Origin of the sequence: Plantactinospora sonchi (assembly GCF_036422035.1) — a bacterium.
Lineage (GTDB): Bacteria > Actinomycetota > Actinomycetes > Mycobacteriales > Micromonosporaceae > Plantactinospora > Plantactinospora sonchi.
In genome coordinates this window covers 62,339-88,527 of sequence record NZ_JAZGQK010000017.1, presented here as the reverse complement: position 1 = coordinate 88,527, position 26,189 = coordinate 62,339, and the positions used below count along the sequence as shown (strand labels likewise).

Annotated in this window: 22 protein-coding genes and 2 tRNA genes; 10 read left to right on the top strand and 14 right to left on the bottom strand. The window is 72.4% G+C overall.

Features of this window, described 5'->3' with window-relative positions; all coding sequences use genetic code 11:
- Window positions 1-223 precede the first annotated feature (223 nt).
- The 3 genes from V1633_RS20530 to V1633_RS20520 all read left to right on the top strand — a co-directional run bounded on the left by V1633_RS20530 (window position 224) and on the right by V1633_RS20520 (window position 5,186).
- Window positions 224-2,494, top strand: coding sequence for an RNA degradosome polyphosphate kinase (locus V1633_RS20530; RefSeq protein ID WP_407952073.1), 2,271 nt, complete (start codon window positions 224-226; stop codon window positions 2,492-2,494).
- A 125-nt stretch (window positions 2,495-2,619) separates the two neighbouring features.
- Complete coding sequence (locus tag V1633_RS20525; protein ID WP_331215990.1) at window positions 2,620-4,149, top strand: CYTH and CHAD domain-containing protein; 1,530 nt, start codon at window positions 2,620-2,622, stop codon at window positions 4,147-4,149.
- Entirely contained in the window at window positions 4,146-5,186 is a 1,041-nt protein-coding gene (locus V1633_RS20520; protein ID WP_331215989.1) for an NUDIX domain-containing protein, read from the top strand. The genes V1633_RS20525 and V1633_RS20520 overlap by 4 nt, the downstream gene beginning before the upstream one ends.
- A gap of 155 nt (window positions 5,187-5,341) precedes the next feature.
- Here V1633_RS20520 and V1633_RS20515 read toward each other — a convergent pair whose 3' ends face one another.
- The 3 genes from V1633_RS20515 to leuC all read right to left on the bottom strand — a co-directional run bounded on the left by V1633_RS20515 (window position 5,342) and on the right by leuC (window position 8,160).
- Window positions 5,342-5,929: an HU family DNA-binding protein gene (locus V1633_RS20515; protein ID WP_331215988.1), complete on the bottom strand. Its 588-nt coding sequence runs from the start codon at window positions 5,927-5,929 to the stop codon at window positions 5,342-5,344.
- Between the two features lie 173 nt (window positions 5,930-6,102).
- Entirely contained in the window at window positions 6,103-6,690 is a 588-nt protein-coding gene (leuD, locus tag V1633_RS20510; protein ID WP_331215987.1) for a 3-isopropylmalate dehydratase small subunit, read from the bottom strand.
- Between the two features lie 15 nt (window positions 6,691-6,705).
- Complete coding sequence (gene leuC, locus V1633_RS20505; RefSeq protein WP_331215986.1) at window positions 6,706-8,160, bottom strand: 3-isopropylmalate dehydratase large subunit; 1,455 nt, start codon at window positions 8,158-8,160, stop codon at window positions 6,706-6,708.
- 49 nt (window positions 8,161-8,209) lie between these two features.
- Between leuC and V1633_RS20500 the strand changes: the two genes are divergently transcribed.
- Window positions 8,210-8,896: an IclR family transcriptional regulator gene (locus tag V1633_RS20500; protein WP_331215985.1), complete on the top strand. Its 687-nt coding sequence runs from the start codon at window positions 8,210-8,212 to the stop codon at window positions 8,894-8,896.
- A 402-nt stretch (window positions 8,897-9,298) separates the two neighbouring features.
- Here the strand turns inward: V1633_RS20500 and V1633_RS20495 are convergent.
- The 3 genes from V1633_RS20495 to V1633_RS20485 form a co-directional block, all read right to left on the bottom strand.
- Window positions 9,299-9,371: transfer RNA gene (locus V1633_RS20495), tRNA-Glu, on the bottom strand.
- A 130-nt stretch (window positions 9,372-9,501) separates the two neighbouring features.
- A tRNA-Gln gene (locus V1633_RS20490) sits at window positions 9,502-9,576 on the bottom strand.
- A 100-nt stretch (window positions 9,577-9,676) separates the two neighbouring features.
- The gene (locus V1633_RS20485; RefSeq protein WP_331215984.1) at window positions 9,677-10,480 is read right to left on the bottom strand and encodes a fumarylacetoacetate hydrolase family protein; all 804 of its coding nucleotides are present in this window, start codon (window positions 10,478-10,480) and stop codon (window positions 9,677-9,679) included.
- A 133-nt stretch (window positions 10,481-10,613) separates the two neighbouring features.
- Here V1633_RS20485 and V1633_RS20480 point away from each other — a divergent pair, with 133 nt between their 5' ends.
- On the top strand, window positions 10,614-12,278 hold the full coding sequence (locus V1633_RS20480) for a hypothetical protein (RefSeq protein ID WP_331215983.1): 1,665 nt from the start codon (window positions 10,614-10,616) through the stop codon (window positions 12,276-12,278).
- A 123-nt stretch (window positions 12,279-12,401) separates the two neighbouring features.
- On the opposite strand, the gene V1633_RS20475 is transcribed toward V1633_RS20480, so the two are convergent.
- The gene (locus V1633_RS20475) at window positions 12,402-13,442 is read right to left on the bottom strand and encodes an aldo/keto reductase (RefSeq protein WP_331215982.1); all 1,041 of its coding nucleotides are present in this window, start codon (window positions 13,440-13,442) and stop codon (window positions 12,402-12,404) included.
- Window positions 13,443-13,633: 191 nt separating this feature from the next.
- Between V1633_RS20475 and V1633_RS20470 the strand changes: the two genes are divergently transcribed.
- The 3 genes from V1633_RS20470 to V1633_RS20460 are packed head-to-tail and all read left to right on the top strand — an operon-like array spanning window position 13,634 to window position 16,291.
- Entirely contained in the window at window positions 13,634-14,257 is a 624-nt protein-coding gene (locus tag V1633_RS20470; RefSeq protein WP_331215981.1) for a TetR/AcrR family transcriptional regulator, read from the top strand.
- A 49-nt stretch (window positions 14,258-14,306) separates the two neighbouring features.
- The gene (locus tag V1633_RS20465) at window positions 14,307-15,218 is read left to right on the top strand and encodes a 3-methyladenine DNA glycosylase (protein WP_331215980.1); all 912 of its coding nucleotides are present in this window, start codon (window positions 14,307-14,309) and stop codon (window positions 15,216-15,218) included.
- A gap of 35 nt (window positions 15,219-15,253) precedes the next feature.
- On the top strand, window positions 15,254-16,291 hold the full coding sequence (locus V1633_RS20460; protein ID WP_331215979.1) for an aminotransferase class V-fold PLP-dependent enzyme: 1,038 nt from the start codon (window positions 15,254-15,256) through the stop codon (window positions 16,289-16,291).
- A gap of 129 nt (window positions 16,292-16,420) precedes the next feature.
- On the opposite strand, the gene arfB is transcribed toward V1633_RS20460, so the two are convergent.
- The 5 genes from arfB to V1633_RS20435 form a co-directional block, all read right to left on the bottom strand.
- On the bottom strand, window positions 16,421-16,840 hold the full coding sequence (gene arfB / locus V1633_RS20455; RefSeq protein ID WP_331215978.1) for an alternative ribosome rescue aminoacyl-tRNA hydrolase ArfB: 420 nt from the start codon (window positions 16,838-16,840) through the stop codon (window positions 16,421-16,423).
- Window positions 16,841-16,858: 18 nt separating this feature from the next.
- Window positions 16,859-17,728, bottom strand: coding sequence for a S1C family serine protease (locus V1633_RS20450; RefSeq protein WP_331215977.1), 870 nt, complete (start codon window positions 17,726-17,728; stop codon window positions 16,859-16,861).
- A 72-nt stretch (window positions 17,729-17,800) separates the two neighbouring features.
- Window positions 17,801-18,760: a VWA domain-containing protein gene (locus tag V1633_RS20445; protein WP_331215976.1), complete on the bottom strand. Its 960-nt coding sequence runs from the start codon at window positions 18,758-18,760 to the stop codon at window positions 17,801-17,803.
- 114 nt (window positions 18,761-18,874) lie between these two features.
- Window positions 18,875-19,807: a DUF58 domain-containing protein gene (locus V1633_RS20440; RefSeq protein ID WP_407952067.1), complete on the bottom strand. Its 933-nt coding sequence runs from the start codon at window positions 19,805-19,807 to the stop codon at window positions 18,875-18,877.
- 161 nt (window positions 19,808-19,968) lie between these two features.
- Window positions 19,969-21,021 carry an AAA family ATPase gene (locus tag V1633_RS20435; RefSeq protein ID WP_331215975.1) on the bottom strand — a complete coding sequence of 351 codons (1,053 nt, stop codon included), beginning with the start codon at window positions 21,019-21,021 and terminating at the stop codon, window positions 19,969-19,971.
- A 159-nt stretch (window positions 21,022-21,180) separates the two neighbouring features.
- Here V1633_RS20435 and V1633_RS20430 point away from each other — a divergent pair, with 159 nt between their 5' ends.
- Complete coding sequence (locus tag V1633_RS20430) at window positions 21,181-22,344, top strand: hypothetical protein (RefSeq protein WP_331215974.1); 1,164 nt, start codon at window positions 21,181-21,183, stop codon at window positions 22,342-22,344.
- Between the two features lie 74 nt (window positions 22,345-22,418).
- Window positions 22,419-23,426 carry an endonuclease/exonuclease/phosphatase family protein gene (locus V1633_RS20425; RefSeq protein WP_331215973.1) on the top strand — a complete coding sequence of 336 codons (1,008 nt, stop codon included), beginning with the start codon at window positions 22,419-22,421 and terminating at the stop codon, window positions 23,424-23,426.
- Between the two features lie 120 nt (window positions 23,427-23,546).
- On the opposite strand, the gene V1633_RS20420 is transcribed toward V1633_RS20425, so the two are convergent.
- Both V1633_RS20420 and cimA read right to left on the bottom strand, forming a co-directional pair.
- Window positions 23,547-24,056 carry a hypothetical protein gene (locus tag V1633_RS20420; RefSeq protein WP_331215972.1) on the bottom strand — a complete coding sequence of 170 codons (510 nt, stop codon included), beginning with the start codon at window positions 24,054-24,056 and terminating at the stop codon, window positions 23,547-23,549.
- A 492-nt stretch (window positions 24,057-24,548) separates the two neighbouring features.
- The gene (cimA, locus tag V1633_RS20415) at window positions 24,549-26,138 is read right to left on the bottom strand and encodes a citramalate synthase (RefSeq protein ID WP_331215971.1); all 1,590 of its coding nucleotides are present in this window, start codon (window positions 26,136-26,138) and stop codon (window positions 24,549-24,551) included.
- Between the last annotated feature and the right edge of the window lie 51 nt (window positions 26,139-26,189).

Here is a 26,189-nt window from a genome sequence, read left to right as displayed (position 1 = left end):
CACCCGGGCGGAGGCCGAGCCGACAGCGGCCGGCCCGGCGCGGTCCGAACCCACGCAGACCGGTCCGACGGAGGCTGGACCGACGGCGACCGGTCCCACGGCGACCGAGCCGACAGCGACCGGGCCGGACCGCACGGCGGATTCGGAACGGCTCCCGGACACGGTCTCCGAGGGACCTGTCGGGGCGCCGCGCACCCCGCTGACGGAACCGGACCGCAACCCGCTGGCGGAGCGGCCCGGCATCTCCGCCGCCGCACCCGGCAGCGCCGCCCCGGACGGTGGCGTACCCACCCGCGCCGGTACGGGCACGACGCCGGCCCCGGACAGTCGCTCCGCCGCGGGTCGCGGTACCGACGGCGGTGACACCGAGGGCCGCCCCACCGAGGCGCCCGCCCCGCCGCTGCCGCCGGACCGGTTCCTCAACCGGGAACTCTCCTGGCTGGACTTCAACGCCCGGGTGCTCGCCCTGGCCGAGGATCCGGCCACCCCGCTGCTGGAACGGGCCAAGTTCCTGGCCATTTTCGCGAACAACCTGGACGAGTTCTACATGGTCCGGGTGGCCGGGCTGAAGCGCCGGCTGCAGGCCGGTCTGCCGGTCCGGGGTGCCGACCGGATGCCGCTCACCACCCAACTGGAACTCGTCTCGGAGACCGCCGCACAACTGGTCGCCCGGCACTCCGCCTGCTTCGTCGACGAGGTGATGCCGAAACTCGCCGCCGAGAACATCGAGCTGCTGCACTGGGACGAGCTGCCCGACCCGGAACGGCACCGGCTCGGCGCGTACTTCCGGGACCAGATCTTCCCCGTACTCACCCCGCTCGCGGTGGATCCGGCCCACCCGTTCCCGTACATCTCCAGCCGGTCGTTGAACCTGGCCGTGGTGGTCCGGGACTCCGACGCCGGGTCGGAGCTGTTCGCCCGGGTCAAGGTGCCGAACAACGTACCCCGGTTCGTCCGGGTCGTACGGGACGCGCCCGGGGCCCGGTTCCTGCCGGTGGAGGAACTCATCGCGGCCCACCTCGACCAGCTCTTCTCCGGCATGCAGGTGGTCGAGTGCCACCTGTTCCGGGTCACCCGCAACGCCGAGGTGGAGGTCGACGAGGACCGCGACGAGGACCTGCTGCAGGCGCTGGAACGGGAACTGGCCCGCCGCCGGTTCGGCCCCCCGGTACGCCTGGAGGTGGCCGCCTCGGTCTCCGACCACGTACTGGAGCTGCTGACGCGGGAACTCGACATGGACAGCCAGGACGTGCTGCGGGTGCCCGGGCTGCTGGACCTGACCGCGCTCTGGCAGGTCTACAACGAGTGTGACCGGCCCGACCTGAAGGACCCGCCCTTCGTACCGGCGACCCACCCCAGGCTGGTCGAGGGCGAGGTGCCGCGCAGCGTCTTCGCCACCCTGCGCGACGGCGACATCCTGGTGCACCACCCGTACCACTCGTTCGCGACCAGCGTGCAGCGGTTCATCGAGCAGGCCGCCGCCGACCCCAACGTGCTGGCGATCAAGCAGACCCTCTACCGGACCAGCGGCGACTCGCCGATCGTGGACGCGCTGATCGACGCCGCGGCCGCCGGCAAGCAGGTGGTGGTGCTGGTGGAGATCAAGGCGCGCTTCGACGAGGTGGCCAACATCGGCTGGGCCCGGATGCTGGAGCGGGCCGGCTGCCACGTCGTGTACGGCCTGGTCGGGTTGAAGACACACTGCAAGACCGCGCTGGTGGTCCGCCAGGAGGGCAACCAGATCCGCCGCTACTGCCACATCGGCACCGGCAACTACCACCCGAAGACCGCCCGGCTCTACGAGGACTTCGGCATGCTCACCGCCGACCCGGAGGTGGGCGCCGACCTCACCGACCTGTTCAACGTGCTCACCGGCTACAGCCGGCAGACGTCGTACCGCCGGCTGCTGGTGGCACCGCAGGGGATCCGGCGCGGGCTCGTCGAGCGGATCGAACGGGAGATGGGGCACGCCCGGCAGGGCCGCCCGGCGCTGGTGCAGTTCAAGGTCAACTCTTTGGTCGACGAGGCGATCGTGGACGCGCTGTACCGGGCCTCCCAGGCGGGTGTGCACGTCGACCTGCTGATCCGCGGGATGTGCACGCTGCGGCCCGGCGTACCGGGACTGTCGGAGAACATCCGGGTGCGGTCGATCCTCGGCCGGTTCCTCGAACACTCCCGGGTGTTCCGGTTCGGCCGGGGCGGGGAGGCCGGGGACGGCGTCCGGGGCCGGCTGGACGGCGTCGAGTTCTGGATCGGCTCGGCCGACCTGATGCACCGTAACCTCGACCGTCGGGTGGAGGCGCTGGTGCAGGTGACCGATCCGGTCGCCCGGGTCGAGCTGGACGACCTGCTGACCGCCTCGATGAGCGACGACGTCGAGGCCTTCGAACTGGCCGCGGACGGCTGTTGGAGCCGGCGTACCGGCCGTCCGACGGCGTCGCCGGTGCACCTGCAGGAGGCGCTGCTGCGCCGGTTCTCCGGAACCGCGAAATGACCGTCGACCTGCCGGGGATGCCCCGGGCCGACCGGTCGACAGCGCTCCGGAGGGTGCGTCGGGCCGCCACACCGCCCGGACCGCGAGCCCGGCACACCGACCGGTTCCGGGACTAGGCTGGCGCGATGGTCGAGGAGGAGCGCAAGTACGACGTACCACCGGAGTTCGTGCTGCCCGACCTCGCCGGCGTCGCCCCGCCCGGTGGGCGGGTGGTCGCACCGCCCCCGGTGACGCTCACCGCCACGTACCTCGACACCGCGGACCTCCGGTTGGCCCGGGCCGGGGTGTCGTTGCGGCACCGCCGGGGCGACGACCTGCCGTGGACGGTCAAGCTGCCCACCGACGGTCCGGGTGTACGCCACGAGATCTCCCGCTCCGGCCGGGCGAAGACCCCGCCGGACGAGCTGGTCACCCTGGTCACCTCCGTCACGCGGGGCGCCGAGCTGCGACCGGCGGCGGTGGTCCGCACGCTGCGCCGGACGTACGAGGTACGCGACGACGCCGACCGGTTGCTGGCCGAGGTGGCCGACGACGCGGTGTCGGTGCTGGACGGCAAACGGATCCGGTCGACGTTCCGGGAGATCGAGGTCGAGCGGAAGGAAGGCGACCGGGAGCTGCTCGACCGGCTGGAGGCGGTACTGACCGGTGCCGGCGCCCGGACCGGGGAGTTCGTCCCCAAACACGTCCGGGCCCTCGGCGCGGCGGCCACGGCCGCCCCCGACCTGGTCGCCCCGGGCGAACTGTCGGCCCGGCCGACCGCCGGTGAGGTGGTCGTCGCCGCGATCCGCCGGTCCGTCGACCGGATCCTCACCCACGATCCGCTGGTCCGGCTCCGCGCCCCGGTGGGCCGCAACGACACCGCCGTACACCAGATGCGGGTCGGCTGTCGGCGGCTCCGCAGCGACCTGCGGACCTTCGGACCCCTGGTCCGGAAGGACTGGGCCCGGCCGTTGCGCGACGAACTGCGCTGGCTCGCGGGGGTGCTGGGCCAGGCTCGCGACCTGGAGGTGCTGCGGGAACGGCTGCGGCGTACCGCCTCGGCCGACCCGGTCAGTCCGGTCGACGCGGCCGCGGTGGACCGGATCGACCGGGTCCTCGCCGACCGCCACGCCACCGCGCTGGCCGCCGTGGACGAGGCGCTCCGGTCGCCGCGTTACCTGGCCCTGGTCGAGGCGCTGGTGGACGCCACACGCCAACCACAGCTGACCGCCCGGGCCGAACGTCCGGCCGCCACCGTCCTGCCCCGGCTGGTGGCCCGGCCGTGGCACCGGCTGACCGACGGCGACGACACCGTCGACGGCGCCGAGGAACTGGACCCGACGGCACCGGACGAACGCTGGCACGCGGTCCGGATCAACGGCAAACGGGCCCGGTACGCCCTGGACGCGGTCGCCGGGGTGCTCGGCGGTGACGCGACGAAACTGGCCCGGGCACTGGCGAAGGTGCAGGAGTTGCTCGGCGAGCACCAGGACGCGGCGGTCGCCGCCGAGACCTGGCTGTCGATCGCGCGACTCGATCCGGGCGACCATTCGTTGGCGGTGACCGCCGGCCGGCTCGTCGAACGGGAACGGGCGAGCGTGCGGGCCGCCCGGGCGGCCTTCCCGAAGGCGTGGCGCCGTACCGCACGCGGCCGTCGGACGGCGTGGTTGCGATGACCGCCGACGCTGGGACGGCCAACGGTGGGACCGCCGGGCAGCCGGTCCGGGCAGCCGGTGGCGTGGTCTGGCGGCACGTCGGCGGCCGCCTCGAGGTGGCGGTGGTGCACCGCCCCCGGTACGACGACTGGTCGCTGCCGAAGGGCAAGCTGGATCCGGGCGAGCATCCGTTGGCAGCGGCCGTACGCGAGGTCGCCGAGGAGGCGGACGTCCGGGCGGTGCCGCAGGTACGCCTTCCTCCGGTGCGCTACCTGATGCGCGACGGCCTTCCCAAGGTGGTCGAGTTCTGGTCGATGCGGGCGGCCGGTACCGGTGGCTTCCAGCCGGACACCGAGGTCGACGACGTACGGTGGCTGCCGCTCGACGAGGCACTCGGACTGGTGAGTTATCCGCACGACGCCCGGGTGCTCCGGGATTTCGCCGTGCTGCCACCGGTCACGGCGGTGCTGGGGCTGGTCCGGCACGCCCACGCCGGCCGGCGCGGCACCTGGTCGGGGCCGGACAACGCCCGTCCGCTGGACGACACGGGCTGGGAACGGGCCCGACTCCTGGCCGACCTGCTCGCCCTCGTCCGCCCGGTACGTCTGCTCGCGGCCGGGCCCCGGCGCTGTGTGCAGACGCTGCAGCCGCTCGCCGAACTGCTCGACCGACCGGTCGAGGTCGACTCCGCCTTCACCGAGCCGCGCCCCGGCCAGGATTCCGTGGAGAACGCCCTGGCCGCCGCCGGACGGCTGCTGGAACTGGCGGCGGCAGGTACGTCGGCCGTGGTCTGCAGTCAGGGCAAGGTGATTCCGCCCGCGCTCGTACGGCTGAGCGCCCTGAACGGGGTCTCGGGTCGGGACGCGGCGGCGGAGTGGGACCCGGTCGGAGGTTCGGCGGCGATGGCGAGCGTGGGCCGGGGTCGGAGCGCGGTCGACGTCGTGGACGGCTTCCAGACCGGCAAGGGCGACGGCTGGCTGCTCGCCTTCAGCGCCGACCGTCTGGTCGCGCTCAGCCGACTGGACGGGGCCGACCGTGCCGGCTCCCCACCGCGCTGATCCACACCCACCGGCCACTTCCCCGCCCGTCTCCCGCCCGTCCCGGCGCCGCGATCCGACCCCGGACAGCGTTGACGGCGCTGCCGATCCGACGCCGGACAGCGTTGAGGGCGCCTCCGGTGTGAACGGAGAGCGCCCTCAGCGGTGTGGTGGTGTCAGCGCTTGGCGGCCTTCTTGGCCGGAGCCTTCTTGGCCGTGGTGGCCTTCTTGGTCGCCGTCGCGCGGGTGGACGTGCTCTTGGCCGCGGTCGACTTCTTCGCCGCGGTCGCCTTGGCCGTGGTGGCCTTCTTGGTCGCCGGGGCCGTCTTCTTGGCCGTGGCTGTCTTCTTGGCTGTGGCCGTCTTCTTGGCCGTGGCCGCCTTGGCGGGCGCCGCCTTCTTGGTCGCCGTCTTCTTGGCGGTGGTCGCCTTCGCCGTGGTGGCGGCGGTCGTGGCGGTCTTCTTCGCCGCGACGGTGTTCTTCGGGGCCTTGCCGCTGGCCACCATCTCCTTGAACCCGGCCCCCGGCCGGAAGGCCGGAACGGATGTCTTCTTCACCTTCACCGACTCGCCGGTGCGAGGGTTGCGGGCTGTTCGGGCACCGCGCACGCGCTTTTCGAACACCCCGAACCCGGTGATGGCCACCCGATCCCCCTTGGTGACCGCCGCCTGGACCTCCGCGAGGACCGCGTCGAGCGCCGACGTCGCCGCCTTCCGGTCTCCCAGACGAGCGGCGAGAGCCTCGATGAGCTCGGCCTTGTTCACGACTTCCCTCCCAATGTGCAACTGGACTCAACGCGAGCCATTCTGCGCGCACGGTATGCCCTGTGCCACCGGGACACAAACATCTGCTGGAAAAAACCCATTGTGTCGCAACGGATTCGCCCCCGCCGGCGAACCGGCGGGGGCGAAAACGACTGTACGGGCTGACGTTCCGGCTATGCCACGACGGGCCGGATGGGTGATCTTTGTCCCTCGTACGCGGTGATCTCCGCCTCATACCGGAGGGTCAGTCCAATGTCGTCCAAGCCCTCCAACAGGCGCCAACGGCTGAAGTCGTCGAGCGGGAAGGACCAGGCGTCCTCGCCGGCCCGGACCTGCCGGGCGGTCAGGTCGACATCGATCCGGGCGGTCGGGTCGGACTCCGCCAACTCCCACAATGCCTCGACGGCCTTCAATTCGAGCTCGACCGGGAGGAGCCCTTCCTTGAGGGCGTTGCCCCGGAAGATGTCACCGAAGCCGGGGGCGATGACGACCCGGAAGCCCCAGTCCCGAAGCGCCCACACGGCGTGCTCCCGCGACGACCCCGTGCCGAACTCCGGACCGGCGACGAGAATCGACGCCCCAGAATATGAAGAATCGTTGAGAACGAATGTCGGGTCTTCCCGCCATGCGCTGAAGAGACCGTCGGCGAAGCCGGTCCGGGTCACCCGCTTGAGGTACACGGCCGGGATGATCTGGTCGGTATCCACGTTGGACCGGCGCAGCGGAACGGCCGTACCGGTGTGCACGGTGAACTTTTCCATGTCAGGTCAGCCCCTTCACAGGTCGGCGGGAGCGGCCAGTCGGCCGGCCACGGCGGTGGCGGCGGCGACCGGTGGCGAGACGAGGTGGGTACGCCCACCCCGGCCCTGCCGGCCCTCGAAGTTTCGGTTGGAGGTGGAGGCCGAACGCTGTCCCGGCTTGAGGGTGTCCGGGTTCATCCCGAGGCACATGGAGCAGCCGGCGAACCGCCACTCCGCGCCGGCCTCGGTGAAGATCTTGTCGAGGCCCTCCTGCTCGGCCGCTTCCCGCACCGCGGCCGAGCCCGGTACGACCAGCATCCGTACCCCGTCGGCGACCCGGTGCCCGCGCAGTACGTCGGCGGCGGCCCGGAGGTCCTCCAGCCGCCCGTTGGTGCAGGAGCCGACGAAGACCACGTCCACCGGTACGTCCCGCAGCCGGGTGCCGGGCTTGAGGTCCATGTACTCCAGCGCCCGCCGCGCGGCGGTCCGCTCGGCCTCGCTGACGAACTCGTCCGGGTCCGGTACGGCCGCGCTGAGTGCCGCACCCTGGCCCGGGTTGGTGCCCCAGGTGACGAACGGGGTGATCCGGCTGGCGTCGAGCACCACCTCGGTGTCGAAGGTCGCGCCCGGGTCGGTCGGCAGCGTGCGCCAGTACTCCACCGCCGCGTCCCAGTCCGCGCCCTGTGGGGCGTGCGGACGGTCCTTGAGGTAGGCGAAGGTGGTCTCGTCCGGCGCGATCATGCCGGCTTTGGCACCCCACTCGATGGACATGTTCGCGATGGTCATCCGGCCCTCCATGGAGAGCCGGCTGATCGCCTCGCCCCGGTACTCCACGATGTGGCCGCGTCCGCCGCCGGTGCCGACCTGGGCGATGAGCGCGAGGACCAGGTCCTTGGCGGTGACCCCGGGAGCCAGCTCACCGGTGACCGTGACCGCCATCGTCTTCGGGCGGTTCTGCGGCAGGGTCTGGGTCGCGAGGACGTGCTCGACCTCACTGGTCCCGATACCGAACGCCAGCGCGCCGAACGCGCCGTGGGTGGCGGTGTGCGAGTCGCCGCAGACGATCGTCAGGCCCGGCTGGGTGAGCCCGAGCTGGGGCCCGATCACGTGCACGATGCCCTGGTTGTCGTCGCCGAGCGGGTGCAACCGGATGCCGAACTCGGCACAGTTGCGGCGCAGCGTCTCGATCTGGGTCCGGGAGGTCGGGTCGGCGATGGTGAGCAGGTCACCGCGCCGGAGCCGGAACGACGGGTCGTCGTACCCGGTCGGGGTGTTGTGGTCCTCGGTCGCGAGCGTGAGGTCGGGGCGCCGGACCGGGCGCCCGGCCATCCGCAGGCCGTCGAAGGCCTGCGGACTGGTGACCTCGTGCAGCAGGTGCAGGTCGATGTAGAGCAGATCCGGCTCACCGTCAGCGGATCGCACCACGTGAGCGTCCCAGACCTTCTCGGCCAAGGTCCTCGGCGAGGACGGCTCTGGAGTGACTCCCACCATCTGGACATCCTAAATTCTGGGAGGTAGGTTTCGGCTTGTGGGACACAGTATGAGCGGTGTCGGCGTTCTCGACAAGGCGGTCGTCATCCTCGCGGCCTGCGTCGACGGCGCCAGCCTGGCCGAACTCGTCGATCGCACCAAGCTTCCCCGGGCTACCGCACATCGCCTGGCCCAGGCCCTGGAGATCCATCGGATGCTGGTCCGGGACACCCAGGGACGGTGGCGCCCCGGCCCGCGTCTGGGCGAGCTGGCGAACGCCGCGCCGGACGTGTTGCTGACCGCGGCCGAGCCGCTGCTCTCCGCGCTGCGGGACGCCACCGGGGAGAGCACCCAGCTCTATCTGCGCCGGGCGGACGAGCGGATCTGCGTCGCGGCCGCCGAGCGGGCCAGCGGGTTGCGGGACACCGTGCCGGTCGGTTCGGTGCTGCCGATGACCGCCGGCTCGGCCGCGCAGATCCTGCTCGCCTGGGAGCCGCCGGAGGCGGTCATGCCGCTGCTGCCCCGCTGCAAGTTCACCGGCCGCACCCTGGCCGAGGTACGCCGGCGCGGCTGGGCGCAGAGCGTCGCCGAACGGGAGGCGGGTGTGGCGAGCGTCTCCGCTCCGATCCGCGACCGGACCGGTCGGGTCATCGCGGCGATCAGCATCTCCGGCCCGATCGAGCGGCTCGGCCGCCGCCCCGGCGACCGGCACGCCATGGCCGTCGTCCGGGCCGGCCAGCGCCTCTCCGGCCTGTAGCGGACCCGGGAACCGGTTCTCGGGGTCCGAGAGCCCGTCAGCCGGCCCCAGGAGCCTCCGCGGCGCGGTGAGGCTTTCTGCCGGTCGTTTCCGCCGACGGCCGCGATCCTGTCCTGACCGGCGGGAACGCCGCCCCGGCGCAACGGTGTCGTGCGCTCGGTGGTGCGGCGCCCGTCCGGCGGAGATCCGCCGTTTCGACTGTCGACCCTGGTCCGGTGTGCCATGCTCAGGCGGTAACCGCAGTGATGTGAAAGGACCGCCCGAACTGCGCCCCGGGCCGCGCAGCCTCGGTGCGGTGACCGGTGGGGTGGCCGGTCGCACAGGAACTCCGTCGACGCGGCGGAACGTACGCCGTGACGGCAAACGGCCCGCGTCACCAGTGGTGACGCGGGCCGTGATCTGTAGCCCCGACCGGATTCGAACCGGCGCTACCGCCTTGAGAGGGCGGCGTCCTAGGCCGCTAGACGACGGGGCCAGGACTTTCCTTTTGTTGACCTCGCGGCCAACGGTGCCGAACTCTACCAGATCCAGTACCGTTGTTGACCTTGCGGTCAACGGTGCTGAACTCTACCAGATCCAGCGACCGGCGCCCTTGCGGGCATCGGTGGCTGGGGTACCAGGACTCGAACCTAGACTAACTGAACCAGAATCAGTTGGGCTGCCAATTACCCCATACCCCATCGGTGCTTGTCGCACCGGAAGCGAACTTTACCGGACCCGGTGGTGGAGACCAAATCAGGTGGGTGCCGGGGCGGGACGCCCCCGCTCCGGCACCGCGACTCAGTCCAGCGCCACCACTGGATTCGACAGTTCGCCGACCCCTTCGACACGCACCGTCACGGTATCCCCCGCGACGATCGGGCTAACCCCCGCCGGAGTTCCGGTCAGCACGACGTCGCCGGGGAGCAGCGTCATCACGTGTGAGATGTAGGACACCAGGGTCGGAATGTCGAAGACCATGTCCTTCGTACGCCCGAGTTGGCGTACCTCCATCTCGTCGGCACCGCGACCGACCTCACAGCGGACCTCCAGGTCGCTGACGTCGATCCCGGTGGTGATCCACGGACCGAGCGGGCAGAACGAGTCGAAGCCCTTGGCCCGGGTCCACTGCCCGTCCGACCGCTGCAGGTCCCGGGCGGTCACGTCGTTGGCGCAGGTGTAGCCGAAGACGGCCTGGGCGGCCGCGGCCCGGTCGGCCCGCCGCGCCCCGGGCGGCCCGATCACCACGGCCAGTTCGGCCTCGTGCTCGACCCGCTTGGACTGCAACGGCAACCGGATCGCGTCCCGGGGGCCGATCACCGAGGTGGAGGGCTTGAGGAACAGCAGCGGTTCGGTCGGCACCTCGGCCCCGTGCTCCGCGGCGTGCTCGACGTAGTTCCGACCGACGCAGACCACCTTGCTCGGCAGGATCGGCGAGACCAGCCGGACATCCGCCAGCGCCCAGCGACCTCCGGTGAAACGAATCTGGCCGAACGGGTGGCCGTCGATCTCGGCCACCGTCAGACCCTCCGGGCCGGCGTCGGGGTCACCCTCGACGACGCCGAACGACATTCCTTTTCCATGAGCGAAACGAGCGATACGCACCCGGCCAATCTATCCGGGAACGGCGCACGATACCGCAGGTGGCGTCCCCGGTCAGCGGTTCGTTCCTTCCCCACCGTCCCGTGCGACGTCCCGCCTAGCGTCGGAAGTGGGAGAAATGGGAGGAGTCCTCGTGATGCCTGCATCGACCCCACTACGTACGGCCGGAGCGGTGCTCGCGGGCTGTCTGCTCGCCGCCGCGCCCGGTACGCCCGCGCTGGCCGACACTCCACCGATCACCGTCGGGATGACCAGCTCCGGCACCGGCGCACCGCGCTACGAGATCCAGGTGCGCAACGGCACGGACGGCACCGTCAAGACGACCGTCCGGCAGGACCTGCCGCCGGGCGCCGTACCGGCCAGCGTCAGCCAGGGCGGGCAGGCCGGACCTGGCCGGACCGGCACGGAGGTCGTCTGGCAGGTGCAACTCGGCGCCCGAGCCGTGGCGACCCTGAGCACCACCCTCGCCACACCGCCTACCGGCGCCGCCGCCAGCGCCCCCGCCCCCGCCTGCGCCTTCGTCGCCAACGGCAATCTGCCCTACGACTGCGCCAGCACGACCTGGCACGCCGGTGGGGCCGCGGGCGGGGCCGGTGGTGGCGGGGTCGCGGCCGAGCCGGCCGACGCCGGCCCGTGGTGGGGCGGCGCCACCGCCTGGGGCGGCGGGCTCGGCCTGCTGGTGCTGCTCAGCGTGGCCGCCGCCGTGTTCTGGGGCCGCCGGCTGCGGCGACGCCGGGTGGCCGCCGAGGTCAACCGCGACGTCCCCGAGGACACCGGCGGCGGCCGGGCCGCCGCCCGGGAGAGGCGGATCGTCCGCCGGGTGGGACGGCCGATCGCCCGGGCCACCGCCCGGGTACGGGGCGACGCGAAGATCCCGGCTCCGGCGGAGGTACTGGCCGCGACCGGGCACCGGAGCGGGTCCGACCTCGGGTCGGCGGATCCGCCCCCGACCGGCGACCGGTCCTCGGCGAACAGTCCGGATCAGGACCACCCTCTCCGGGGACAGGACGCCCGCCAGGGGCACGACGTCGCGGCGGACCGGGAGACCGGAGCCGGCGAGGAGGGCGGACTGGTGGGTATCGCCGGTGGCGCCCGGTACGTCGGCCGGGCGGAGATTCCGCCGCGTACCCCGGTGCCCGGCTTCGAGGACACGGCGGTGGACGAGCCGGACGAGGCCGTACCGGACGGTCCGCAGCTCGACGAGGAACCGGACGAGGTGCCGGCCCGGGTGGTGGCGCGGGCGCCGAGGCCGCGTACCTCACCGCCGATCAAGGGCGTACGGCGGTCCAGACCTCCCGCGTGGACCGCGGTGGGGATCGCCGCCCTGGCCGCGATCGCCCTTGCCACCGTCACGGCCTGGACCGGTTCGAGTCAGGTGAGCGCGATCAGCGGCGACCGGCAGCCGTCCAGCGGTGCCTGGGTAGGCCAGACGGTGGCCGGGCCGCTGGGCACGAGCCTGCGGGAGAGCGCCTTCGAATTCACCGTGTACCGGCTGAACTGCCCGTCGGGTCCAACCGGCTGCCAGGCGGTCGTCGGCGTACGCAACGTCACGGACAAGAGCCAGCCTTGGCACGGCCAGCTCCAGCGGGCGTACCTGCCGGACGGCGACTGGGTCGGCGCGGACGTACCGGCCACCCGGATCGCCAACGCCGGTCGGGACCCGTTCGCCGAGCCGCTGCCGGCCGGCGAACGCCTGATCGTTCCGCTGGTCTTCGCCTCGACCGGGGCGACGCCGCCCGACCGGATCGAACTGCGCAGCGCGGTCTTCTCGGCCGGGGTCAGCGTGGACGTACCGCGTTGACCCCGGCCGGACCCGGCCGGGCGACGACGGACGCGGGCGCCGGGCCCCCCCCGCCCGCCCCGGGGGGGGGGGGCCCGCGGCGGGGGGGGGGGGGCGGGGCGCCCCCCCCGCCACCGGTGGTTCCTAGTGGGCACCACCGGGCAGCCGGGCCGGGGCGAACGCCTCCTGGATCCAGTTCGGGTACGCCGGCGGCAGCGCGCTGACCGCGTCGAGTTCGGCGAGGTCCTGCTCGGTGAGGGTCAGCTCGCTGGCGGCGATGTTGTCGGTCAACTGCTCGGGCTTGCGGGCACCGACGATCACACTGGTGACGCCGCGCTGGGCCAGCAGCCAGGCCAGCGAGACCCGGGCGGGGCTGACGTCGTGCCGGGCGGCCACCGCGCGGACGACGTCGAGCACGTCGTGGCCACGCTCGACGTCGATCGGCGGGAAGTCGAAGTGCTCGGGGTGGGCGTGGCGCGAACCGGCGTCGCTGACCGCGCCGCCCCGGGTGACCTTGCCGGAGAGGAAGCCACCGGCGAGTGGGCTCCACACCGTCACGCCGACTCCCTCCGCCTCGGCCATCGGCACCAGATCCCGCTCGACGTCCCGGCCGAGCAGCGAGTAGTACGCCTGGACCGAGACGAAGCCGGCCAGGTGGTGTCGGGCCGAGATGCCGAGCGCCCGACTGATCTGCCAGGCGGCGAGGTTGGCGCAGCCGATGTACCGGACCTTGCCCTGCCGGACCGCGTCGTCGAGCGCGCTCAGCGTCTCCTCCAGCGGGGTCAGGTGGTCGAAGTTGTGGATCTGGTAGAGGTCGATGTGGTCGGTGTCCAGCCGACGCAGGCTGTCCTCCAGGGCCTGCATGACGTGCAGCCGGGACAGGCCGTTGTCGTTCGGCCCCGGCCCGGTCGGCGCGTGCAGCTTGGTGGCCAGCACCACGTCCCGGCGACGCTGGCCGAGTGCCCGGCCGAGCAGTTCCTCGGACTCGCCGTCGCTGTAGACGTCGGCGGTGTCGACGAAGTTGATCCCGGCGTCGAGCGCCGTGCCCACGATCCGGTCGACGTCGGCCGCCCCCAGGCCGCCCAACTGCCGGTAGAGCTGGTGGTCCTGGCCACCGAACGTCATGGCGCCGAGCGAGATCTCCGAGACCCATACCCCGGTACGTCCCAATAGCCGGTATTTCACGCGCTGCTCCCTGTATCCCTGTCTGGTCGGGTCCGGCGGCGCCCCCGGATCGCCCCACTGCTCGGGCGCGGCGGACAGCTCTTCGGACACTATGTCGGACAGTATGTCCGAGACAACCGTAGCGACTGCTCCGCCCACCGCCCACCCGTACGTCGTCCGGCTCGCCCCGACCGGCGACCTAGGATCGGCACATGCCTTCGGTCACCCGGCGCCGTACGCCCGACCCCGCCCGCCACGCGACGATCGAGGCGCAGATCCTGGCCGCCACCGAGCGTCTGCTCGCCCAGGGAGCGAGCTTCACCGACCTGGGCGTCCAACGCATCGCCGCCGAGGCGGGGGTGGCCCGGTCGACCTTCTACACCCACTTCCGGGACAAGTCCGAGTTGCTGATGCGGCTCGCCAACACCATGCGGACCACCGCGTTCGACGTCGCCAGCGGGTGGACCCCGGCGACCGGCCCGCAGGCGTTGGCGGAGATCTTCGTCGAGATCGTCGCCATCTACCGCGAGTACGCCCCGGTGCTCAACGCGCTGAACGAGGTGGCGGCGTACGACCCGACGGTGCGGACGTTCTGGGCCGCCGCGCTCAACCGGTTCGTCGAGAACACCGCCCGGCTGCTGCGCGCCGACCGCGAAGCCGGCGACGCCCCCGCCGACCTCGACGTGGGGCACGCCGCCCGGATCATCGTGCTCGGCGGCGACCGGGCCATCTCCGAGCACGTCGCGGCGACCGGCACCGACACCACCGGCGACGACGCCTTCGCCCGCGAACTGGCCCTGATCTGGTGGTACGGCGCCCACCGTCGCCCCTCCTAGCGGATCCCCACCGGCCGGACGGTCGATCCGGCGGCCGTACCCTTGACCGGTGACCACCGCTCTCGCCCACGGCCTGCCCGTCGTGCTCGACGCGGCCGACTGGCACGCCCGTCGCGCCGCCCACCAGCGGCGCGTCGACGAGTGGCTCACCCCGCACCTGGCCCGCCGGCGGGCCGGTACCCGGCACCCGGTCGAGGACTTCCTCTTCACCTACTACTCGCACCGGCCCGCCCAGTTGCGACGCTGGCACCCCGGCGCCGGGGTGCTGCTGCGGGACGCCGACCCGGACGAGTTCGGTGCCGACTACCGCGCCGGACCCGGTGGGCTGACCCTCGACACCGAGGCGGTACTCCGGCGCCGGGCCGAGTCGGTCGAGTGGATCCGTACCCTGCTGGCCCGGACCGCGCGACGGCCCGGGCACTTCGGCTGCTTCGGCATGCACGAGTGGGCCATGGTCTACCGGCAGACCCAGGAGGAGGTACGACACAACGCCTGGCCACTGCGGCTGGACCCGGAGCGGACGGCGGAGGTGGTCGAGAACGCCCGGATCCGGTGCAGCCACTTCGACGCGTACCGGTTCTTCACCGCGCCGGCCCGGCCGCTGAACCTGCTCGCCCCGACCCGGGAGACCCAGCACGCCTTCGAGCAGCCCGGCTGCCTGCACGCCAACATGGATCTCTACAAGTGGTCCTACAAACTCTCCCCGCTGGTGCCGAGCGAACTGGTCGCGGACGCGTTCGCGCTGGCCCGGGAGATCCGCACCCTCGACATGCGGGCCAGCCCGTACGACCTCGCCGACCTGGGCTACCCACCGGTGCGGATCGAGACCCCCGAGGGCCGGGCCGAGTACGCCGCCGCACAGCGCGGCTTCGCCGAACGGGCCGCCGTACTCCGCGACCGCCTGCTCGCCGCCCTCGGCTGCGCCGGGCGGGCCGTCGGTCCGACGACCGTTGTCGCCTGACCGGAGGGGGTCCACAGCGGAACTACCCTGGCCTGATGGATCTCGCGAAGGCACAGGACCTGTGGAACCCGGAGCCGGGCTGGCTCAACACCGCGAGCTACGGACTGCCGCCCCGACCGGCCTGGGACGCGTTGCAGAACGCGCTCGACGACTGGCGGGGCGGACGTACCTCGTGGGAGGGCTGGGACACCTCGACCCAGCGGTCCCGGACCGCCTTCGCCACCCTGGTGGGGGTACCGGCGACCGACGTCGCCATCGGCGCCACCGTCTCCCAGCTCCTCGCCCCGGTCGCGGCGGCCCTGCCGGCCGGCGCCACCGTACTGGTGCCCGAGGTCGAGTTCACCTCGAACCTGTTCCCCTGGCTGGCCCAGACCGAACGGGGGGTGCGGGTCCGCACCGTGCCGCTCGACGACCTCGCCGACGCGGTCGACGCGGACACCGACCTGGTGGCGTTCAGCCTCGTGCAGTCCGCCGACGGTCGGATCGCCCGGTACGCCGACATCCTGGCCGCCGCCGAGACGCACGACGCGCTGGTGGTGGTCGACGCCACCCAGGCCTGCGGCTGGCTGCCCTTCGAGGCGGGCCGGGCCGACGTGGTCGCGGTCGGGGCGTACAAGTGGCTGATGGCACCGCGCGGCGCCGCCTTCGGTTATCTCTCCGCCCGGATCCGCGAGCGGATCACCCCGCACGCCGCCAACTGGTACGCCGGACAGGACCCGCACGCCTCCTACTACGGCCCGCCGCTGCGGCTCGCCGAGGACGCCCGACGGTTCGACCTCTCCCCCGCCTGGTTCTGCTACGTCGGCGCGGCACCGGCGATGGAACTGCTCGTCGAGGTCGGGCTGCCGGCGATCCACGACCACAACGTAGGGCTGGCCAACCGTTTCCGCACCGGACTCGGTCAGCCGCCCGGCGACAGCGCCATCGTCACCGTCGAGGTGCCGGACGCGGCGGAGCGGCTGGCCGCCGCCGGGGTACGGGCAGCGGTGCGGGCCGGTCGGCTCCGCGCCTCGTTCCACCTCTACAGCACCGACCGGGACGTCGACCTGGCACTGACCGCCCTGCTCGGCTGAACCCCGCTTCCGGACGGCCCGCCCGGACGACGGAGAGGACGCCCGGCCGGACAACCGGGAGGACGCCCGGCCGGCTGCGGCTCGCCCTCCCGCCGGCCGGCTGACAGCACGCCCGCCCACCGCCGACGTTCAGTCGCCGTCCGGTCGACGCAGCTGCTTGATCTGGCCACGTCGTTTCTTCTCGGCCAGCCGCCGTTCCTTGGCGCCCCGGCTCGGCTTGGTCGCCCGCCGGGGCGGCGGCGGTGGCGCGATCGCGTCGGCCAACAGGGCGGCCAGCCGGGCCTGGGCCGCCTCCCGGTTACGCAGCTGGGCGCGGTGCTCCGAGGCGGTGACGGTCAGTACGCCGTCGACCAGCCGGTCACCGAGCCGCTCGACCGCCCGCGTGCGCAACCGGTCCGGCAGCACCGCCGACCGGGCCACGTCGAAGGAGAGTTCGGCCCGGGAGTCGGTGGTGTTCACGCTCTGCCCGCCCGGTCCGCTCGACCGGGAGAACCGCCAGTTCAGCTCCGCGTCCGGGATGACAAGTCCGGGTCTGATGGTCACAGGCATGTGGTCACCGTACGGCGCTCAGCCGCCCTTGCCGATGATGGTGTCGGCGGTGTGCTGCACCTGCTCGATCGGGATGGCGAAGCCGATCCCGATCGACCCGCTGCCGTCGATGGTGGCGATCGCGGTGTTCACCCCGACCACCTCGCCACGGGCGTTGACCAGCGGACCGCCGGAGTTGCCGGGATTGATCGAGGCGTCGGTCTGCACCGCGGTGTGCCGGTTGTTGCCGAGCCGTACCTCACGGTCCAGCGCGCTGACGATCCCGGCGGTGACCGTGCCGGCCAGGCCCAACGGGGAGCCGACCGCCAGCACCGGCTCGCCGACCCGGGTCGCCCCCGGCTTGGCGAGCGCCAACGCGGTCAGGTTGGCGGCCGGGGGCACCCGGAGCACCGCGATGTCGCTGCGGGAGTCCCGGCCGACCAGCCGGGCCGGAAACTGCCGCCCGTCCGAGGTCTCCACCATCACCGCGCCGCCGCTCTCCCCACCGCCGCCCCGGGCCACGATGTGGTCGTTGGTGACGACGTGGTGCAGGTCGTCGAGCGCGAAACCGGATCCGCCGGCGGATTTGCCGCCGCCGGCCACCATCACCGAGACCACGCCCGGGACCACCTGCGCGGCGGCGGCGACGAGGTCGGCCGGCAGGGCGGCCTGCGCCTTCGCCTGTTCGGACGGCAGTTCCCGGCTGGCGACGTACCCGCCGGCCAGACCGCCGGAGACGATGGCGAGGGCGACCACGGCGAGCGCGGCGAACAGCCTCCGCCGCCGACCCGGCGGCCGGGACGTCCCGAACGGCCCGTCGGGTACGCCGCCGGACTGGCCGTTCGGGCCGAGATCCGGTGAGACGAACCATGGGCCGCGGGGTTCACCGAGCCCGGTCTGCACTGCCATGACTCACTCCTCGTCAGCTCGCTCCTCGTCGGATCAGGCAACTCTTCGCGGCGGGCGACCTGCCCGTGGCGGTCAGGGCAACCGGGAGAACCAGGCCATCGAGCCGCCCGCCGCCGCCAGGGCGAACAGCAGCCCGATGCCGATGAACCGGGCGGAGATGTCCTGCTTCTCGGTCCGGTAGCCGACCGAGGTGCCGATGTCCTCGTAGACGGCCCGCAGTTCCTCGCTGCTGCCCGCCTCGTGGTATCCGCCCTTGGTCTGCTCGGCGACCGCCCGCAGTGTCTGGCCGTCCACCGGCACCCGGATCGGCCGGCCACCTCGGGCCACGTACCCGGACGGGGTGCCGAACGAGATGGTGTGCACCGGCACACCGTCCTGCACCGCCTCGTCGGCGGCGGTCATCGGATCCCGGCCGGAGGTGTTCGCGCCGTCGGAGAGCAGCACGATCCGGGCCGGCGGTGGTTCCTGCGCCCCCGGTACGTCGAACGTCCGGATCGCCTCCAGCGAGGCGCCGATCGCCTCGCCGATGGCGGTCCCCTGTACCCCGGTGCTGCCCTCGGCGAGCCGCCGGATCCCGGCGTGCAGTGTCGAACGGTCGGTCCCCGGCGGTACCAGCACCGCCGCGCTGCCGGCGAAGGCGACCAGCCCGACGTTGAACTCGTCGGGCAGGGTGTCGACGAACCGGTGGGCCGCCCCCTTCGCCGCCGCCAACCGGTCCGGATCCACGTCCGTGGCGAGCATCGAGGTGGAGACGTCCACCGCCACCATCACGGTGGCCCGTTCCCTCGGCACCCGTACGTCCGCCTGGGGACGGGCGAAACCGACCACCAGCAGCGCCAGCATCGCCAGGAACAACCCGGCCGGCAGGTGTCGCCGCCAGCTCGGGCGGTCCGGGGCGACCCGGTCCAGCAGCCGCAGGTTGGTGAACCGTACGGCGTACCGGCTGCGGCGCCGCTGGAGGAAGACGTACCAGACGCCGAGCCCCAGCACCGCGAGGAGCAGCAGCAGCCGCTCCGGCGACTCCCAGCTCATGCCGTCCCCTCCTTCCTCCACCAGCCGACCCGTTCGCTGCCCACGCTCATGTCGTCTCCTCGCTCCGCGCGTCGACGCGATGAGCCGTCCACCTGAGCCGACCGATCCGCTCGCTCATGCCACCCCCCTCGGTGCCGGATGTGCGGGTGCGCGGGGTGCGCCGGCCAGTCGGCGCTGGAGGTGGACGTGCCGGACGATGTCGGCGGTCCAGTCCCGGTCGGTACGGAGTGGCAGGTGGGCGGCACCGGTCCGGCGCAGCGCGTGCCGGACCAGTTCGCGCTGCCGGGCGGCCGCCGCGGCGTACCGCTGGCGGAGCCGTCGGTCGGAGGTGGCGACCTCCCGGCGTCGCCCGGTTTCCGGATCGACCAGGGTGATCACGCCGACGTCGGGCAGTTCGAGTTCTCGTGGGTCGACGACCTCGACGGCGAGCACCTGGTGCCGGACGGCGAGGCGACGGATCGCGCCTTCCCAGTCCGGTGTGCCGGTGTTGTCGTCCGGCAGGCCGTCGAGGAAGTCGGAGACGACAACCACCATGCCCCGCTTCGGGGCGGCCCGGTGCAGGGCGGTGACCGCCTCGGCGAGTGGCGGCGGGCTGCCACCGGCCTCGCCCCGGGGCGCGGCGAGCAGGGTGCCGAGCAGGCCGAGCAGATGGGCCCGGCCGCTGCGGGCCGGAACGCGCCGCAGCCCGACCCCGTCCAGCAGGTACGCGCCGAGCCGGTTGCCGATCCCGGCGGTGAGGAAACCGATCGCCGCGACCGCCGCCACGGCCAGCTCGCGCTTTTCCAGTTCGGCGGTGCCGAAGTCCATGCTCGGCGTCGAGTCCACCAGCAGCCAGGTGGAGAGTTCCCGGTCGGCGTCGACCTCCTTGACGTGCGGCAGCGTGGTCCGGGCGGTGACCGCCCAGTCCATCCGGCGGACCTCGTCCTCACCCGGCCGGTACTCCCGGCTGCCCGCGAACTCGCTGCCCGGGCCGGGCAGCAGCCCCAGGTGCTGGCCGTGCAGCAACCCGTCGAGCCGGCGGGTGACCAGCAGCTCCAGCCGACGCAACCGCTGTTCGGGCGCCAGCTGCCGCAGCGTCGGTTCACCCGGCCCCGGCCACGAGCGCCCGTCGGAACCCGGCCCCGACCGCCCACCGGAGCCCGGAGCGGGTGGCTGGCCCGGCCCGGCCGGTGGCGTCGGTCTCCGACCCGCGACGTGGAACCGGCGGATCACGCGACCGCCAGGTTGGCCCGGTGCGGCTCGCCCCGGCTCGGCGCGATCCTGGGCGGCGGTACCGCGTCGACCAGGCGACGTACCACAAAGTCCGCCGGCACCCCGTCGGCGACCGCGTCGAAGGAGAGGACGAGCCGGTGCGAGATGACGTCCGGCGCCAGTTCCCGTACGTCGTCGGGAAGCACGTAGTCCCGGCCGCGGAGCAGGGCCTGGGCCCGGGCGGCGGCGACCAGCCCGAGGGTGGCCCGCGGACTCGCCCCGTACGCCAGGTACGACGCCACGTCCGGCACCCCGAACCGCGCGGGATCCCGGGTGGCGAGGATCAGCCGTACGACGTACTCGGCGAGGGCATGGTGGACGAAGACCCGGGAGGCCCGCTCCTGCAACGCCCGCAGCCGCTCCGGGTCGAGGACCTGGCGGGCCCGGGGCCGCTCCGCGCTCATCCGGTAGAGGATGGCGAGTTCGTCGACGTCGTTCGGATAGTCGACCTGCACCTTCATCAGGAACCGATCGCGTTGCGCCTCGGGAAGCTGGTAGACCCCCTCCGACTCGATCGGGTTCTGGGTGGCCAGTACGAGGAACGGCTCGGGTACCGGATAGCTGCGTCCGCCGATGGTGACCTGCCGCTCGGCCATCGCCTCCAGCAGCGCGGACTGCACCTTCGCCGGCGCCCGGTTGATCTCGTCGGCGAGCACCAGGTTCGCCATCACCGGTCCGAGTTCGACGTCGAAGGTCTCCGCCGACGCCCGGTAGATCCTGGTGCCGACGATGTCCGAGGGGACCAGGTCCGGCGTGAACTGGATCCGGGAGAAGTCGCCGCCGACGGTGGTGGCGAGGGTCTGCGCGGCGAGCGTCTTGGCCACGCCCGGCACGCCCTCCAACAGGCAGTGCCCGTCGGCCAGCAGCGCGGTGAAGAGCCGCTCGACCAACCGGTCCTGTCCGACGATGACGCGTTTGACCTCGAAGAGTGCCTGTTCCAGCTCTGGCCCGGCCGACTCGTTCTCGACCGGCCTGGGGCGGCTGGTCACGGTGTCTGACATGTCCGTCACGGTGCGGGCTTCCCGGCCTCGCTCCCGACAAACCTGGCCGGTTCCGGGGTGGCCACCCATCCCGACACAGGGCTACCGGAACGCCCCGACCGTCCCAATAGAATCGGTCACGGCAGAACCGTCACCGGGGTCGGCGGCGGTCGAAACGGGGAGGCGCCGGTGCGGATCCGACGATCGCTGTCGACACTGCTGGTCGCGGCCCTGATCGGCGGATTCGGGACGGGCGTGCTCAACCTGACCGGGCCGGGCGGATTCGGCACACCCGCCTCCGCCGCCCCGGACGACAAACCGGCGCCGCACTACGCCGGTGTCCGGATCGTCCGGGCGGTCCCCGGCCCGCCGAGCACCCCCCGGTTCTCGCTGCCTCCCGGTTACACCCTGGTCGCCGGTGGCCGGCACCAGGCGGCCAGCCGGGCCGAGTTCACCGCCTTCGTCAAGGGTCCCCGCGCCGAGCGCGGCGTCCCGGTCACGGTCCACTGGCCCGACGTGTACGTCGGCTCGGTGATCGCCACCGACACCCGACTTCCGCTGCACCGGCACACCGACGACCCGCACCGGGTGAGTTTCGTGCTCCCGGTCGTCTCGTCGTCCCCGGATGCCAACCAGGCGACGATCCAGGTGTGGAGCGTGCTCAGCCGTTCGACCGCGAGCGGACTGCACTGGCGGGTCGAACACAACGACCCGGACCGGGCGACCAGCCCCTGGGCCGACGTACCGTGGCCGGCGGTACAGTCCGCCGCCGTGGTCAACTGGATGGTCGCCGCCGAGGCGGTGCTGCGGGATTCCGGGCTGATCGCCGAGGCCCGGCGCAGGGGGCACTTCTTCTCCCTGATGGGCTTCGAGACGAACAACCCGCTGCACCCGGACAATCCACCGCACTGGCACCTGGCCTACTACCCGGGCCGGGACCGGTCCGCGCCCCGGGCGCACGTACCCCACCTGTGGGTGGACGAGCGGGGGCGCACCTTCTACAACGGCATGGACGTGCAGGGGCAGGGCCGGCACGCGTTCCGGGCGGGCGAGCCGGCCCGGATCCACGACGCCGACGGCGACCTGGTGCTCACCCTCACGATCCGGGCCGACGGTGGGCTGGACCTGACCGCACCGAGCGGCCCGCGTTACTCGATCGTCGCCGCCGACGGAGACTTCGGCGACGACGTCGAGGTCGTCCGCGACGGCGTGCCGTGGCGCTCGTTCGCCAGCCGGGACGACGTGAAGCTCGGCGTACTCGTGGTGCAGGTCCGGGAGTCGGGCTCGACCGCGCCGCACCGCACGACCATCCACCGCTACGACGCCCTGACCGGGGTGCTCGCCGACGGCTGACCACCCGTCGACCTCAGGCTGACCGCGTACCTTTCCTTCACAGGTCCTCCACACTCGACGGCTAGCCTGCCGACATGAGCGTGGATCTCGCCGTCGCAGCTACCCCCGGTTCGTCGACCCGCCCCGGCGGCCGGTGGCTGACCGGACTGTGCTGGCTGCTTGTCGTACCGACGCTGGGCTGGGTGCTGGTCCGGGTCGGCGGGCTGGAGCGGGGGCCGCTGGTGCAGTTGCTGGCCTTCACCCCGTACGTGGCGGCGTGGACGCTGCCGCTGCTCGGGCTGACCCTCGCCGTACGGCGCTGGTGGGCGGCGGGCGTCGCGGCGCTGGCCGCGATCGTCCTGCTGAGCCTGGTCGCCCCTCGGGCCCTGGCCGACGCGGCCTCGGTCGCCGACGGCCCGCGACTGCGGGTGTTGACCGCGAACCTGCTGGCCGGCGCCGCCGCGCCCGATCCGCTGGTCGCCCTGGTCCGGGACCACCGGGTCGACGTGCTGGCGCTGCAGGAGTTCACCCCGGACGCCGAGGCGGCACTGGACCGGGCCGGACTGGCCGAACTGCTGCCACACCGGCAGGTCAACCCCGAGGTGGGCACGACCGGGTCGGCGCTCTACGCGAGGCTTCCGCTGGCCGACGTCGGGATCCGACACAACCGTGGCGGCTTCACCCAGGCGTACGCCACGGTGCGCCCGGACGGCGGACCGCCGGTGCTGGTCGAGTCGGCGCACCCGATGGCGCCCTTCGCCCTGCACGCGCTTCCGTTGTGGCACACCGACCTGGCGGCCCAACCGCCCGCGACGCCGGACGGGCCGTTGCGGATCCTGGCCGGGGACTTCAACGCCACGCTCGACCACCAGCCGCTGCGGGCGCTGCTCGACACCGGGTACGTCGACGCGGCCGCAGTGGTGGGCGCCGGGCTGACCGGGACCTGGGGTCCGTACGACGGCGACCTGATTCCACCGGTGACCATCGACCACGTGCTGGTGGACCGGCGGATCGGGGTACGACGGGTGGCGGTCTTCCCGCTGCCCGGCTCGGACCACCGCCCGGTGCTGGCCGAACTGGCGCTCCCGGCGTTCAGCGGTTAGGAAGGGCCCCTTCCTCTACCGGAAACGATAGGAAGGGGCCCTTCCTTACCTGCGTGGCGGCCGCCGGCCTCCGCGTCCTCACGGGCGCGGAGACCGGCGGCGGTGGATTCGGAGTCAGCCTCAGGGAAGGAACACCGCGAGGTGGAAGCTCCGGTTCGCCGGCTGGTTGGCGGCGTTCCAGGTCTGCACGAAGACTCCCTGCGCCAGGTTGGTCCGGCCGACCACCGAGATCAGGCCGGAGGGTGAGACCCCGACACTGCCGGTCAGTCCGATGGTGGCGACGAACGCCCCGTTGTTCACCGGTGTGTTGAAGACCACCTGGTACTGCCCGAGGCCGACCAGGGTGACCGAGACGGCCTGGTTGCTGCGGATCAGACCGCCGTCGGCGCTGACCACCGCGAAGAGCTGTGCGCTCGACGCCTGGACGCCGGCCTTGGCCGCCAGCGATTTCGCCACGTCGAGGTCGGCCTGGGTGACCGGTGGCTGCTGGACCACCTTGCCGGCGACCCGGACGGCGGCGGGGTCAACGCCGCCACCCGGCGCGGCGACGGCTATGCCGCCGCCGACGAGGGTCAGCGCGAGCGCTCCGACGACGAGCAGGATGGACTTGCGCCCAAAAATCTTGGCCATGACGTCATCTCTTTCCTTGTGACCGAAATGGTGATGGTCTTGCCTGCGACGGCGTTGTCCTGTGACCGCTCCGGTACGCCCGCGCCCAACCAGACGGAATTGGCACCGGCCCGCCCCTGAAATTGGACAGGGTGTGGCCACGTCGTCTTTCGTCGGTGGGGCGAGCACTGAATCAGTGATCGGTGCAGGGAATCAGACCCCTGGAAAACGTGCGATCGGCGCCGACCACTATCACGTTGACCAGTGGTTACTACTCAGAGTGGCCACTCAACAACCATGAGGGAACATAGCATTCAGCAAACCCGCAGGTCAATAGCGGTATCACCCGGTCGAGGACCCCGGAAACGATGACAACCGGCGACGAAGAATCGGCAAAACAATGCGAGGGAAGATTCGCTTCTCACCTTTTCCGGTTCACGTTCCACCACACGTGGAACGGCCCCGTTCCCCGGGCGGGAGCCGGGGAACGGGGCCGTCGAGAGTTCCGGTCGGTCACACCTCGGCGACGGCGCGGGCGACACCGTAGGTGAGAGCGTCGACCAGCGCGTGCCAGCTCGCCTCCACCACGTTCGGGTGCACGCCGACGGTGGTCCAGTCCCGGCCCTCGTCGTCGGTCGTCTCCACGAGCACCCGGGTGATCGCCCCGGTGCCGTGGCTCCCCTCCAGGATCCGGACCTTGTAGTCGGCGAGCTCGAACCCGCGCAGTTCCGGGTAGTGCCGGAGCAGCGCCACCCGCAGCGCCTCGTCCAGGGCGTTGACCGGGCCGTTCCCCTCGGCGGTGGCGATCACCCGCTCGCCGCGTACCCGGAGTTTGACGGTCGCCTCCGAGACCACCGCGCCGTCCTCCCGGTGCTCGACCAGCACCCGGTACGACTCCAGCGCGAACGGCCGGGCGGCGCCCTGTCCGGGCAGCTCGCTGCGGACCAGCAGTTCGAACGAGGCGTCGGCGGCCTCGAAGGACCAGCCGCCGGCCTCCAGTTCCTTCACCCGCTTGGTCACCCGGGCGGCGGCGTCGGGATGGCCGGCCAGATCCAGCCCGAGCTCACGGCTCTTCAGCTCGATGCTGGCCCGGCCGGCCATCTCCGTCACCAGGATCCGCATGTCGTTCCCCACCACGGCGGGGTCCACATGGTTGTAGAGCAGCGGATCCACCTTGATCGCACTCGCGTGCAGCCCCGCCTTGTGGGCGAAGGCGGCGGCCCCGACGTAGGCCTGGTGGGTGTCGGGGGCGATGTTCGCGATCTCCGCGATGGCGTGCGAGACGCGCACCATCTGCTCCAGGCAGCCGTCCGGTAGGACGGACAGCCCGAGCTTGAGCTGCAGATTGCCGACCACCGCGAAGAGGTCGGCGTTACCGGGCCGTTCGCCGTAGCCGTTGGCGGTGCCCTGGAAGTGCCGTACTCCGGCCTCGACCGCGGCGATGGTGTTGGCCACCGCGCAGCCGGTGTCGTTCTGGGTGTGGATGCCGAGCCGGGCCGGCGAAACGCCCAGCCGCTCGGTCAGCCCGCCGATCGTCGCCGTCACCTGGGACGGCAGCATCCCGCCGTTGGTGTCGCAGAGGACCACGACCTCCGCGCCGGCCTCCAGCGCCGTCGAGACCACCGCCGAGGTGTACGCCGAGTCGTGGCGGTACCCGTCGAAGAAGTGCTCGCAGTCGAGGAAGACCCGCCGCCCCTCGGCGACGAAGTGCGCCACACTGTCCCGGACCATCGCCAGGTTCTCCCCGGCGGTGGTCCGCAGGGCCCGTTCGACGTGGCGGAGGTCGGACTTGGCGACCAGGCAGACCGCCGGGGTCTCGGCGTCGAGCAGCGCGCGCACCTGCGGATCGGCGGCGACGTCGAGGCCGGCCTTCCGGGTCGCGCCGAAGGCGACCAGGATGGCGTGCTTCAGGTCGAGTTCGGTACGGGCCCGCCGGAAGAACTCGGTGTCCTTCGGCATCGCGCCCGGCCAGCCGCCCTCGATGAAGCCGACCCCGAACTCGTCGAGCAGCCGGGCCACCGCCAGCTTGTCGACGACCGAGTAGCTGATCCCCTCACGCTGCCCCCCGTCCCGCAGCGTCGTGTCGTAGACGTGGTACGTCATCAGATTCCCTTCGGATGTGGCGCAGCCCCTGCTCCGTCGCCTTCGGCCCGA